The following is a 12,747-nucleotide window of genomic DNA, read 5'->3' as shown; positions in this document are numbered from 1 at the left end:
TAACCCTTGGTCGCGTCGTAGGCCAGTCTTGCCTTTACTACACCATCAGGAAATTGCAATTACACTGCCAGCAAGCCCCTTTGCAGGACTGGCCATTATGCGACATGTCGCTTTCTGTTTATTACTGATGCTGTCGATCACGGCACAGGCCAATGAGGCGGAACGGCTGAAGCAGGCCGACTTTCCGGCACAGTCCCAGCAATTGCCCCTGAAAAACCAGGCGGTGCTCACTTACCTCTGGGCGGATGTTTACGCGGCTGCGCTGTATGCCCCGTCCGACCTGAGCGCCAAGCAGGCCTGGGCGCAACAAAAAGCGCTGCGCCTGACGCTGTATTACTTCCGTGACATCGACCGCAATGATGTGATCAAAGCGGCCACTGCCACGCTGCAGCGCCAGCAGGCCAGCACCCGCCTGAAGCCCGAGATAGACAAACTGCACGCCAGCTTTCGCGATATCCGCAGCGGCGATCGGTATGCCCTGGATTTTCATCCGGGACGGGGTTTGAATTTGGAGATCAATGGGCAGGTGGTGTTCAGTAGTCGTGACGATGAGCTTGCCAGGACCTATCTGAGCCTCTGGCTGGCGCCCAATGGGCTGTCCGAACGTTTGCGTACCCAGTTGCTCAATTGAAGATTTGCGCTGGCTGAGCCACCGCCTTCGCGAGCAAGCCCGCTCCCACATTTAACCGCGCGCGCCCTGAAGAAACCCGGTCGAATGTGGGAGCGGGCTTGCTCGCGAAGAGGCCCTCACAACCATAAAAAAGCCCCGAACCAGTCGGGGCTTTCTCATTCAACGCATGTGCTTAGCGCGGAAACGCAGGCGGGTTGACCCCGGCCATGTCTTCCATCACACGAACCACCTGGCAGCTGTAGCCGAACTCGTTGTCGTACCAAACGTACAACACAACGCGGTTGTCCTGGGTAATGGTCGCTTCAGCGTCCACCACACCGGCGTGGCGCGAGCCAACGAAGTCGGTGGAGACCACTTCCTGCGAGTTGACGAAGTCGATCTGCTTATGCAGATCAGAGTGCAGCGCCATGTAGCGCAGGTACTCGTTCATTTCTTCACGGGTAGCGGCTTTCTCAAGGTTCAGGTTGAGAATGGCCATCGACACGTTTGGCGTCGGCACGCGGATCGCGTTGCCGGTCAGCTTGCCGGCCAGCTCAGGCAGGGCCTTGGCAGCAGCGGTGGCAGCACCGGTCTCGGTGATCACCATGTTCAACGCGGCGCTACGGCCACGGCGATCGCCCTTGTGGAAGTTGTCGATCAGGTTCTGGTCGTTGGTGTACGAGTGAACGGTCTCGACGTGGCCGTTTACGATGCCGAACTTGTCATTTACAGCCTTCAGCACCGGCACGATGGCGTTGGTGGTGCAGGACGCGGCGGACACGATCTTGTCGTCCGCGGTGATTTCACCGTGGTTGATACCGTGAACGATGTTCTTCAGCTTGCCTTTGCCAGGCGCGGTCAGGACAACGCGGTCAACACCCGGGCAGGCCAGGTGCTGGCCCAGGCCTTCGGCGTCACGCCATACGCCGGTGTTGTCCACCAGCAGGGCGTCCTTGATGCCGTACTGGGTGTAATCCACCTCGGACGGGTTCTTCGCGTAGATCACCTGGATCAGGTTACCGTTGGCGGTGATGGTGTTGTTTTCTTCGTCGATGACGATGGTGCCGTTGAACGGACCGTGTACCGAATCGCGGCGCAGCAGGCTTGCGCGCTTGGTGAGGTCGTTCTCGGCGCCTTTGCGCACCACGATGGCACGCAGGCGCAGGCCGTCGCCACCACCGGTTTTTTCGATCAGGATGCGTGCCAGCAGGCGGCCGATACGACCGAAGCCGTACAGCACCACGTCGGTACCTTTGCGGGCAGCGGCGTTTTGCTGGCCAACCACATCGGCCATTTCTTCACGCACGAACTGCTCGGCGGTACGGCCGGCGCCTTCCTTGCGGAATTTGTAGGCCAGCTTGCCCAGGTCTACCGAAGCCGCGCCGAGCTTGAGCTCGCTCATGGCTTTGAGCAGTGGGAATGTTTCGTGGACGGAGAGTTCGCTGTCGTCGGCGGAACGGTGACGCGCAAAGCGGTGGGCTTTGAGAATCGCGATGACGGACTGGTTGATCAGGCTGCGGCCATAGATCGAGCTCACCACATTGTTATTGCGGTACAGCTGACCGATAAGCGGAATCATCGCTTCAGCGAGTGCTTCACGGTCGATCCATTCACCAAGACACTGGTCGGGCTTCTGAGTCACGGGAACCTTCCACATGTAGGGGCAGAAAAAAGGGGCTACATTATGCCGCCCGACCGCCCTCGGAGCAATGCGCGTCCGGCAACAAAAAGTCCTTGCAGAAAATTGACACCCCGCTACAGCCCAGTAAATACGCGGGTTCCAGAAGGCCACCAATGGCACGCTCAGGACGACTTGTCCGTAACCCTCCGAAAAACGCGTACATTTTGGCACTACATAATGAGTCAAAACCCGCCATTGTTTGTCTTAGCCACTACATTTCCTACAAACCGTTATAGGCTCAGTCAGAAACTGACAGGCGGCACCTTGGCCCGTTACAATTACCGACTTTGTCGCAACGCTTGGAGCTCAACCTTCCGTGCCCGTCCTGCGTCTACCGCTTCTCCCTGCTGCGGCAGGTAAACAGCACTGGGGCAACCTGCCCGGTGCCGCCCTGAGCCTGGCCATCGCCGAGGCTGCCAGCGCAGCCAAGCGTTTTACCCTGCTGCTCACCGCCGACAGCCAAAGCGCCGAACGGTTGGAGCAGGAGCTGAGCTTCTTCGCCCCCGATTTGCCGGTGCTGCATTTCCCAGACTGGGAAACCCTGCCCTACGACCTGTTCTCGCCGCACCAGGACATCATCTCCCAGCGCATCGCCAGCCTGTACCGCTTGCCGGAACTGGCCCACGGCGTGCTGGTGGTGCCGATCACCACGGCCTTGCATCGCCTGGCGCCGACCAAGTTCCTGCTGGGCAGCAGCCTGGTGCTGGATATCGGCCAGAAGCTGGACGTCGAGCAGATGCGCACGCGCCTGGAAGCCAGCGGCTATCGCTGCGTCGACACGGTGTACGAGCACGGTGAGTTCGCGGTGCGTGGCGCGCTGATCGACCTGTTCCCGATGGGCAGCAAACCGCCCTACCGAATCGACCTGTTCGATGACGAAATCGAGACCCTGCGTACCTTCGATCCGGAAAACCAACGTTCCATCGATAAAGTCGACTCGGTCAAGCTGCTGCCTGCGCGGGAATTCCCGCTGCAAAAAGACGCGGTGACCCGCTTCAAGGCGCGCTTCCGTGAACGCTTCGACGTCGACTTCCGCCGTTGCCCGATCTTCCAGGACTTGAGCAGCGGGATTACACCGGCCGGTATCGAGTACTACCTGCCGCTGTTCTTCGACGAAACCTCCACCCTCTTCGATTACCTGCCCCAGGACACCCAGGTGTTTTCGCTGCCGGGCATCGAACAGGCGGCGGAAAATTTCTGGAACGACGTGCGCAACCGCTATGAAGAGCGTCGCGTCGATCCGTCCCGTCCTTTATTGCCGCCCGCCGAACTGTTCCTGCCGGTGGAAGACTGCTTCGCGCGCCTGAAAAGCTGGCCGCGTGTAGTCGCCAGCCAGCAGGATGTGGAAACCGGCGTTGGCCGCGAACGCTTCCCGGCAGGAACACTGCCGGATTTGGCGATCCAGGCCAAAGCCACGCAACCGCTGGAAGCGCTGTCCAACTTCCTCGGCGATTTCCCTGGCCGCGTGCTGTTTACCGCCGAATCTGCTGGCCGTCGCGAAGTGCTGCTGGAACTGCTCGAACGCCTGAAGCTGCGCCCGAAAACCGTCGACAGCTGGCCGGATTTTGTCAAAAGCAAAGAGCGCCTGGCGATCACCATCGCGCCGCTGGACGAAGGCCTGTTGCTGGATGATCCGGCCCTGGCGCTGATCGCCGAAAGCCCGTTGTTCGGTCAGCGCGTGATGCAGCGTCGTCGCCGCGAAAAACGCGCCGACGCCAACAACGATGCCGTGATCAAAAACCTCACCGAACTGCGCGAAGGCGCGCCGGTGGTGCACATCGACCACGGCGTCGGCCGCTACCTGGGCCTGCAGACCCTGGAGATCGACAACCAGGCCGCCGAATTCCTCACCATGGAATACGCCGAGGGCGCCAAGCTCTACGTGCCGGTGGCCAACCTGCATTTGATTGCGCGCTATACCGGCAGCGATGACGCCCTGGCGCCGTTGCATCGCCTGGGTTCGGAAACCTGGCAGAAAGCCAAGCGTAAAGCCGCCGAGCAGGTGCGCGATGTCGCCGCCGAACTGCTCGACATCTATGCCCGCCGCGCCGCCCGCGAAGGTTATGCGTTCGCCGACCCGAAAGCCGACTACGCCACCTTCAGCGCCGGCTTCGCCTTCGAAGAAACCCCGGACCAGCAAACCACCATCGAAGCGGTGCGCGCCGACATGCTCGCGCCCAAGCCGATGGACCGCCTGGTCTGCGGCGATGTGGGCTTCGGCAAGACCGAAGTGGCCATGCGCGCCGCCTTCATTGCCGTGCACGGCGGTCGCCAGGTAGCCATCCTGGTGCCGACCACCCTGCTCGCCCAGCAGCATTACAACAGTTTCCGCGACCGCTTTGCCGATTGGCCGGTGACCGTGGAAGTGATGAGCCGCTTCAAGTCGGCCAAGGAAGTGAATGCCGCCATCGCCGATTTGGCCGAAGGCAAGATCGACATCGTGATCGGCACCCACAAGCTGCTGTCGGACGATGTGAAGATCAAGAACCTGGGCCTGGTGATCATCGACGAAGAACACCGCTTTGGTGTGCGCCAGAAGGAACAGCTCAAGGCCCTGCGCAGCGAGGTCGACATCCTCACCCTTACCGCCACGCCGATTCCGCGCACGCTGAACATGGCCGTGTCGGGCATGCGCGACCTGTCGATCATCGCCACGCCGCCGGCGCGGCGCTTGTCGGTGCGCACCTTCGTGATGGAGCAGAACAAAAGCACGGTCAAGGAAGCGCTGTTGCGTGAACTGCTGCGCGGTGGGCAGGTGTACTACCTGCACAACGACGTGAAGACCATCGAGAAATGCGCCGCCGACCTCGCCGAGCTGGTGCCGGAGGCACGTATCGCCATCGGCCACGGGCAAATGCGCGAGCGCGAACTCGAACAGGTGATGAGCGACTTCTATCACAAGCGCTTCAACGTGCTGATCGCCTCGACCATCATCGAGACCGGTATCGACGTGCCGAGCGCCAACACCATTATTATCGAGCGCGCCGACAAGTTCGGCCTGGCCCAGTTGCACCAACTACGCGGTCGCGTGGGGCGCAGTCACCACCAGGCGTACGCCTATTTGCTGACGCCGCCGCGCCAACAGATTACCTCCGACGCGGAAAAGCGCCTGGAAGCGATCGCCAACACCCAGGATCTGGGCGCCGGCTTTGTGCTGGCCACCAACGACCTCGAAATCCGTGGCGCCGGCGAACTACTGGGCGACGGCCAGAGCGGGCAGATCCAGGCGGTCGGTTTCACGCTGTACATGGAGATGCTTGAACGTGCCGTGAAAGCCATCCGCAAAGGCGAACAGCCAAATCTGGATCAACCGTTGGGCGGCGGCCCTGAGATCAACCTGCGCTTGCCGGCGTTGATTCCCGAGGATTACCTGCCGGATGTGCATGCACGACTGATCCTGTACAAACGCATCGCCTCGGCCACCGATGAAGAAGGCCTCAAGGACCTACAGGTCGAGATGATCGACCGCTTCGGCCTGTTGCCGGAACCGACCAAGAACCTGGTGCGCCTGACCTTGCTGAAATTGCAGGCCGAGCAGCTCGGGATCAAAAAGGTCGACGCCGGGCCGCAGGGCGGACGCATCGAATTCGAAGCGCAGACGCCGGTGGACCCGTTGGTGCTGATCAAGCTGATCCAAGGCCAGCCCAACCGCTACAAGTTCGAAGGGGCTACGCTGTTCAAGTTCATGGTGCCGATGGAACGTGCCGAAGAACGCTTTAATACCTTGGAGGCGTTGTTCGAACGCCTCATCCCGAAATCTGCTTGAAGGACGCCCCAATGCGCCTGTTCCGCATGTTGAGCCTGTTGTTGGTGGTCGTGGCACCTGCGGCGTTCGCCGACAGCCCGTACCAGGTGGAAATGATCCTGGTACGCCAGAACGCCGAACCGGTGATCAGCAGCCGCGCCGCCCCGGAAAACTGGGATGCCGGAGCGGCGCGCCTGGGCGACAGACTGAGCCCGCCGCGCCTGTCCAACATTGTCGACAAGCTGCGTGCCGACTCTACCTACACGGTGCTGCTGCATAAGGCGTGGGAACAGAACCTGGGCGAGCAGCCTGTCAAGGTCGCGATAACCGACGGCCAGGAACAATTCGGCCAGTTTCCGATCGAGGGCGTGTTGAGCCTGCAACTGGGCCGTTTTACCGATATCGATGCGAACTTCTGGATCAACCAGTTCGACGCCAACGGCAGCGTGATCGCCAGCGAGCACCTGAGCCAGACCGACGTGCGCACCAAGAACAACCAGCTCAATTACCTAGACGGCGGCCACCTGGCGCTGCTGATCAAGATCACCTCGCTGACCGCCAAGCCACCCAGCGCGCCACCGCCCGACATTCAGGACTGATCCAGCACCATGTCCCTCACGTCGTCGCTGACCAAACCCCTGGCCCCTTCCTGGGCCAATCGCTTTAAAGAGCAGAGCCTTGAGCGCGGGCGACGGTATGCGCTGGAAAACCGGGTGCGCATCGTCGAGTGCGGCGACAGCACCATCGTCGCCAGTTGCGAAGGCTCCGGCGGCAACGTGTATCGGCAGACCATCTCGCTGCGTGAATCGGCCAAGGGCACCTTGATCCTGGTGGACAGCCGCTGTACCTGCCCGGTGCACACCAATTGCAAACATATCGCGGCAGTGCTGCTGAAAGTCCAGGAAACCCTGGCCTACCCCGCCGCCGCACAGGATGCCGAACTGCTGGAAAAACTCCAGGCCGTGCTGGAAAACCGTGCGGTGCTGCCGCAAGTGGTGATGGAAGACGTGGTGCCGGTGCCGCGCCTGTGGATGGCCAGCGTCGAATTCAGCGCCTTTGAACCGCGCAACGGCAAGATGCAGCGCTATATCCAGCACCGGGCGGCGCTGTCGTTCAACTACTTGGGCAACTACGTCAGCGGGCAAAAAAACGCCGACATCATCGTGCGCCAGGACACCCAGAGCCTGCGTATCAAGCGGCATCCGGAGCTTGAGCAACCCTATCGCGAACAACTGCGCCTGCTGGGCTTCAAGATCGCCACACGCCAGAGTAAAGCCTTGCCGGAAAGCGCCGGCGAGCTGTTCGAGATGGTCAATGACAGTGCCTGGCTGACCTTCACCCTCAATGCCACACCGACACTGCGAGCCGAGGGTTGGGAGCTGCTGATCGATGATGATTTCGGCTTCGACCTCAGCGCCGTCGATGACTGGTACGCCACCGTTGATGAAGGTCCGGAGCGTGATTGGTTCGACCTGGAGCTGGGGATCATCGTCAACGGCGAGCGGCTGAGCCTGTTGCCGATCCTGCTGAACCTGATGCGTTCCCACACCGAGATCCTCAACCCGGAGAAGCTGGCGCGGCGCCGCGATGATGAGCTGATCCTGGTGAACATCCCGGGCCTGCCCAATGGTCACGGCCCGATACAAGTCGCGCTGCCCTATGGTCGATTGAAACCGGTGCTGGCGACCCTCGGTGAGTTTTACCTACAGGAAGCCGGCACCACCACGTTGCGCTTGGCCAAGGCCGATGCGATCCGGCTTAATCCGCTGGAAGACCTGCCGCTGCAGTGGGAAGGTGGCGAAAAGATCCGCAACTTTGCCCAGCGCCTGCGGGATATCAAGGACTTCACGTGTGTAGCGCCTGAAGGGCTGAACGCGACCTTGCGCCCTTACCAGTTGGAAGGCTTGAGCTGGATGCAGTCGCTGCGTCAGTTGGATGTCGGCGGCATACTTGCGGATGACATGGGTCTGGGTAAAACCCTACAGACCCTGGCGCATATTCTCAGCGAGAAGGCCGCCGGTCGCCTGGATCGGCCGTGCATGGTGGTGATGCCCACCAGCCTGATTCCCAACTGGCTGGATGAGGCGGCGCACTTTACACCGCAACTCAAGGTGCTGGCGCTGTATGGCGCAGGGCGTAAGAAACATTTCGCCAACCTGCAGGACTATGACCTGCTGCTGACCACCTATGCGCTGCTGCCCAAGGACATCGAACAACTCGCCGCCCTGCCCTTGCATGTGCTGATCCTCGATGAAGCCCAGTACATCAAGAACCCGTCCAGTAAGGCGGCCCAGGCGGCGCGCGAGCTGAATGCTCGCCAGCGCCTGTGCCTGAGTGGTACGCCGCTGGAAAACCACCTGGGCGAGCTGTGGTCGTTGTTTCACTTCCTGCTGCCCGGCTGGCTCGGTGACGTGAAAAGCTTCAACCGCGATTACCGCGTGCCCATCGAAAAGCGCGCAAGCGATGTGCGACTGCAGCACCTCAACGGTCGGATCAAACCTTTCCTGCTGCGCCGCACCAAGGAGCAGGTGGCGACAGAATTGCCCCCCAAGACCGAGATTATCCACTGGGTCGACCTCAATGAAGCCCAGCGCGACGTATACGAAACCATGCGCCTGGCCATGGACAAGAAAGTCCGCGACGAGATCACCCGCAAAGGCGTGGCACGCAGCCAGATCATCATCCTTGAGGCGCTGCTCAAGTTACGCCAAGTGTGCTGTGACTTGCGGCTGGTCAACGACGCAACCTTGCCCGCCCGTGGCAGCAGCTCAGGCAAACTCGATAGTTTGATGGAAATGCTTGAGGAACTGTTTGAGGAAGGTCGGCGGATCCTGCTGTTTTCCCAGTTCACCTCGATGTTGAGCCTGATCGAAGTCGAGCTGAAAAAACGTGGCGTGGCCTACGCACTGCTCACCGGCCAGACCCGAGATCGGCGCACGCCGGTGAAGGACTTCCAGAGCGGCAAGCTGCAGATTTTTCTGATCAGTTTGAAGGCCGGAGGCGTGGGCCTGAACCTGACCGAGGCCGATACGGTGATCCATTACGATCCTTGGTGGAACCCGGCCACGGAAAACCAGGCCACCGACCGTGCCTATCGCATCGGTCAGGAGAAGCCGGTGTTCGTCTACAAGATGATTGCCCGGGGCACGGTGGAAGAGAAAATCCAGCACCTGCAGAAGGAAAAATCCGATCTGGCAGCGGGCGTGCTGGATGGGCGTACTACAGGAGACTGGCAGCTGGGCAACGAGGATATTGAAGCGTTGTTTGCGCCGTTGCCCCACAAACAAGAAAAGCGCTGACTGTCAGATCGCTATCGCAGGCAAGCCAGCTCCCACAGGTGACCGCGTTTCTTCAAGATAACTGCGGTCGAATGTGGGAGCTGGCTTGCCTGCGATGGGCGCACCGCGGTTTTCAGCCGATCAACTGCGCTTCACGCAGCGCAGTCAGTGCCGCCAACCAACGCGGATCCTGCTTGTAGTCCGTCGACGCAATCGCCTGGCCGCGCATACGAGCGATTCGAGCCGATGGCTTGACCTTCATGCGCTGGGCGGCGGTCAACGCCAGTTCTGCAGCCGCACGATCGTTGCATACCAGCCCCATGTCGCAACCCGCCGTCAGCGCCGCTTCGATGCGGCTGGCGGCGTCGCCCACCACATGGGCGCCGGCCATCGACAGATCATCACTGAAAATCACCCCATCGAACTGCAACTCACCACGCAAGATGTCCTGCAACCAGCGGCGCGAGAACCCAGCTGGCTGGGCGTCGACTTGCGGGTAGATCACGTGCGCGGGCATCACGGCCGCAAGTTGCTTGCTCAGGCGTGCGAAAGGCACCAGATCATTGGCGCGAATCTGCTCCAGGCTACGTTCATCATTGGGAATGGCGACGTGGGAATCGGCCTCAGCCCAACCGTGACCGGGGAAGTGCTTACCGGTAGCGGCCATGCCGGCGCTGTTCATGCCGCGGATGAATGCACCAGCCAGCACGGCGGCACGCTCGGGGTCGCCTTCGAAGGAACGGGTGCCGACCACGGCGCTGCGTTGGTAGTCCAGGTCCAGCACCGGGGCGAAGCTCAGGTCCAGGCCAACGGCCAACACTTCTGTCGCCATGATCCAGCCGCACTGCTCGGCCAAGTACTCGGCGTTGGGGTTGTCCGCCAATGCACGCATGGCCGGCAAGCGCACAAACCCCTGGCGCAGGCGCTGTACGCGACCGCCTTCCTGGTCGACGGCCAACAGCAGGTCCGGGCGCACGGCGCGAATCGCTGCGCTCAACTCCCGCACTTGGCGCGGATGCTCAATGTTGCGCGCGAAGATGATCAGGCCGCCGACTTCAGGCTGGCGCAACAAGTGGCGGTCCTCGGCCGTCAGCCAGGTGCCGGCCACGTCGACCATCAAAGAACCTTGCAGGGCAGCAGTCATAAACCTTCCTTAAATAACGCACACAGCCCGTTGCCCTCACCAGGCACAGTGAGCACAACGGGTTGCGAGTCAATAGCTGAATTCGGCATGGGCCGCTAGCTTAGCGGATGCAAGCGGTCGCGCCCACCCGGTGCGGTCAAACCTTGGCGGGTATTGGCGCGGACTTGCTGCGTGGGCGCAATTGAGCAGCGGCCATGGCGGCGTCGGTCACACCGGTTTCGGCACGCATGCCGGCGGCCAGGAACGGCACCATCAGGCGCATGACCTGTTCGATTGAGGTATTCACGCCGAAATCGGTCTCGGCAATGGCCCGCAACGCCTTGATCCCGGACATGCTGAACGCGGCAGCACCGAGCATGAAGTGCACGCGCCAGAACAGCTCGATCGGCGGAATACGCGGAGCCGCCTCGTTGACCAGCAACATATAGCGACGAAAAACCTTGCCGTACATGTCTTCCAGGTAACGGCGCAGGTGACCTTGGCTCTGGCTGAACGCCAGGCCCAGGAGGCGCATGAAAATCGACAAATCGTTGCCGCTGCGGGGCTGAACGACCAGGGCCTGCTCGACGAGGATTTCCAACAACTCTTCCAGGGTCGGCTTATGGTCAGCCTTGGCTTGGCGACGCTCCAGCTCACGGTCGAGACTGGCGCAGAACGGCCCCAGGAAGCGCGAGAACACCGCTTGGATCAGGGCTTTTTTCGAGCCGAAATGGTAGTTCACAGCAGCGAGGTTGACGCCAGCCTTGCTGGTGATCAGCCGCAATGAGGTTTCAGCAAATCCTTTTTCCGCGAACAATTGCTCGGCAGCATCGAGAATGCGTTCAACGGTTTCCGACTGGGCCATGGCTACTCCGCCTGACAAACACTTGTTTGAAACATACGTTTCAGGGTGTGTCTTGTCAAGCCTGCGGGTTCGCTTTCCGGCCGGGCAGTCATACATTTCATCGCTATTTAATCACATCCATACCGGTCTGTAGGCAGCGCTATCCCTGGCTTGTGGGAAGCATGCCCGATGACCGTCCAGCGGAGGGGCAGAAAAGGATGATTGCCAAGCGCAGTTCACTGTATATAATCCCAGTCACTGTATAAAAAGACAGAGCGATCAACATGCTAAAACTGACGCCACGCCAAGCTGAGATTCTGGCTTTTATCAAGCGCTGCCTCGATGACAACGGCTACCCGCCGACACGAGCGGAAATTGCGCTGGAACTGGGGTTCAAGTCCCCCAACGCCGCTGAAGAACACCTCAAGGCCCTCGCTCGCAAAGGCGCGATCGAGATGACCCCCGGTGCCTCGCGCGGTATTCGCATCCCTGGCTTCGAAGCCAAGGCCGACGAATCGACCCTGCCGATCATCGGCCGCGTCGCCGCCGGTGCGCCGATCCTGGCGCAGCAGCACGTCGAGGAATCCTGCAACATCAACCCGACCTTCTTCCATCCTCGTGCCGACTACCTGTTGCGCGTCCATGGCATGAGCATGAAGGACGTGGGCATCTTCGATGGCGACCTGCTGGCCGTCCACACCACCCGCGAAGCCCGTAATGGCCAGATCGTCGTCGCCCGTATCGGCGATGAAGTCACCGTCAAACGCTTCAAGCGCGAAGGCAGCAAGGTCTGGCTCCTGGCCGAGAACCCTGAGTTCGCACCGATTGAAGTGAACCTGAAAGATCAGGACCTGGTGATCGAAGGCTTGAGCGTCGGCGTCATTCGCCGCTAGAGGAGGCATCATGCAACTCGTCCACACCCCACAACACACACAACTGTCGCTGTTCGAGGCCTTCATGGCCCAACCCCTTGCGCCTATCCTCAAGGAAACGGTCGAGGCGCCCTGGGGCGCCGAACCTGAGGCGTTCAGTGAATTGTCGTTGCGCGGTGCAGCGGGGAGTTGCCTGAGCCTGCTGGCGCCGATCCTGCGTGACCTGAGCGAGGAACAGGACGCCCGCTGGCTGACGCTGATCGCCCCACCCGCCAGCCTGACTCAGGCCTGGCTGCGGGATGCCGGCCTCAACCGCGAGCGCATCCTGCTGCTGCAGCCACGCGGCGCACAAAGTGCCCAGCAGTTGACCTGTGAAGCGTTGCGTCTGGGCCGTAGCCATACGGTGGTGAGCTGGTTGAATCCGTTGAATGCAAGCGCCAAGCAGCAACTGATCAGCGCTGCACGTATGGGCGATGCTCAGAGCTTGAATATTCGATTGGGATAAAACCAGAAGCGGGCTTGTTGGAAGCAGGCTTGTTGTGGAGAGCGAGCTCATTGTGGCGAGCGGGCTTGCCCCGCGTTGGGCTGCGAAGC

General features: G+C 61.0%; 9 protein-coding genes. 6 read left to right on the top strand and 3 right to left on the bottom strand.

Annotated elements, in window-relative coordinates; translation table 11 throughout:
• Positions 1–97: 97 nt before the first annotated feature.
• A complete protein-coding gene (locus CI807_RS14700) occupies positions 98–631 on the top strand; it encodes a chalcone isomerase family protein (RefSeq protein ID WP_095015139.1) in 534 nt (177 codons plus the stop codon).
• Positions 632–803: 172 nt separating this feature from the next.
• On the opposite strand, the gene CI807_RS14695 is transcribed toward CI807_RS14700, so the two are convergent.
• Positions 804–2,267: a glyceraldehyde-3-phosphate dehydrogenase gene (locus CI807_RS14695; protein ID WP_028619425.1), complete on the bottom strand. Its 1,464-nt coding sequence runs from the start codon at positions 2,265–2,267 to the stop codon at positions 804–806.
• 340 nt (positions 2,268–2,607) lie between these two features.
• Between CI807_RS14695 and mfd the strand changes: the two genes are divergently transcribed.
• The 3 genes from mfd to CI807_RS14680 are packed head-to-tail and all read left to right on the top strand — an operon-like array spanning position 2,608 to position 9,335.
• On the top strand, positions 2,608–6,057 hold the full coding sequence (gene mfd, locus CI807_RS14690) for a transcription-repair coupling factor (protein WP_095015138.1): 3,450 nt from the start codon (positions 2,608–2,610) through the stop codon (positions 6,055–6,057).
• 11 nt (positions 6,058–6,068) lie between these two features.
• On the top strand, positions 6,069–6,635 hold the full coding sequence (locus tag CI807_RS14685; RefSeq protein ID WP_095015137.1) for a CsiV family protein: 567 nt from the start codon (positions 6,069–6,071) through the stop codon (positions 6,633–6,635).
• 9 nt (positions 6,636–6,644) lie between these two features.
• Complete coding sequence (locus CI807_RS14680) at positions 6,645–9,335, top strand: DEAD/DEAH box helicase (RefSeq protein WP_095015136.1); 2,691 nt, start codon at positions 6,645–6,647, stop codon at positions 9,333–9,335.
• A 112-nt stretch (positions 9,336–9,447) separates the two neighbouring features.
• Here CI807_RS14680 and nagZ read toward each other — a convergent pair whose 3' ends face one another.
• Both nagZ and psrA read right to left on the bottom strand, forming a co-directional pair.
• Complete coding sequence (gene nagZ, locus CI807_RS14675) at positions 9,448–10,458, bottom strand: beta-N-acetylhexosaminidase (RefSeq protein WP_095015135.1); 1,011 nt, start codon at positions 10,456–10,458, stop codon at positions 9,448–9,450.
• Positions 10,459–10,594: 136 nt separating this feature from the next.
• The gene (psrA, locus tag CI807_RS14670; protein WP_016975266.1) at positions 10,595–11,302 is read right to left on the bottom strand and encodes a transcriptional regulator PsrA; all 708 of its coding nucleotides are present in this window, start codon (positions 11,300–11,302) and stop codon (positions 10,595–10,597) included.
• Between the two features lie 263 nt (positions 11,303–11,565).
• Here psrA and lexA point away from each other — a divergent pair, with 263 nt between their 5' ends.
• Both lexA and sulA read left to right on the top strand, forming a co-directional pair.
• Positions 11,566–12,174 (top strand): transcriptional repressor LexA, encoded by a 609-nt coding sequence (lexA, locus tag CI807_RS14665; RefSeq protein ID WP_003172575.1) that lies wholly within the window; start codon positions 11,566–11,568, stop codon positions 12,172–12,174.
• Between the two features lie 10 nt (positions 12,175–12,184).
• A complete protein-coding gene (sulA, locus tag CI807_RS14660) occupies positions 12,185–12,658 on the top strand; it encodes an SOS-induced cell division inhibitor SulA (protein WP_095015134.1) in 474 nt (157 codons plus the stop codon).
• Positions 12,659–12,747 lie beyond the last annotated feature (89 nt).

It is taken from the genome of Pseudomonas sp. NS1(2017) (assembly GCF_002269425.1).
In the GTDB taxonomy this organism is placed as follows: Bacteria; Pseudomonadota; Gammaproteobacteria; order Pseudomonadales; family Pseudomonadaceae; genus Aquipseudomonas; species Aquipseudomonas reactans.
The sequence above is the reverse complement of the archived record's forward strand: the minus strand, read 5'-3'. Positions and strand labels throughout refer to the sequence as shown.

What these genes read in the sequence shown, in the direction of transcription:
- CI807_RS14700 (WP_095015139.1), top strand. Translation starts at nt 98, where the DNA reads ATGCGACATGTCGCTTTCTGTTTATTACTGATGCTGTCGATCACGGCA.
- CI807_RS14695 (WP_028619425.1), bottom strand. Translation starts at nt 2,267, where the DNA reads ATGTGGAAGGTTCCCGTGACTCAGAAGCCCGACCAGTGTCTTGGTGAA.
- CI807_RS14685 (WP_095015137.1), top strand. Translation starts at nt 6,069, where the DNA reads ATGCGCCTGTTCCGCATGTTGAGCCTGTTGTTGGTGGTCGTGGCACCT.
- CI807_RS14680 (WP_095015136.1), top strand. Translation starts at nt 6,645, where the DNA reads ATGTCCCTCACGTCGTCGCTGACCAAACCCCTGGCCCCTTCCTGGGCC.
- nagZ (WP_095015135.1), bottom strand. Translation starts at nt 10,458, where the DNA reads ATGACTGCTGCCCTGCAAGGTTCTTTGATGGTCGACGTGGCCGGCACC.
- psrA (WP_016975266.1), bottom strand. Translation starts at nt 11,302, where the DNA reads ATGGCCCAGTCGGAAACCGTTGAACGCATTCTCGATGCTGCCGAGCAA.
- lexA (WP_003172575.1), top strand. Translation starts at nt 11,566, where the DNA reads ATGCTAAAACTGACGCCACGCCAAGCTGAGATTCTGGCTTTTATCAAG.
- sulA (WP_095015134.1), top strand. Translation starts at nt 12,185, where the DNA reads ATGCAACTCGTCCACACCCCACAACACACACAACTGTCGCTGTTCGAG.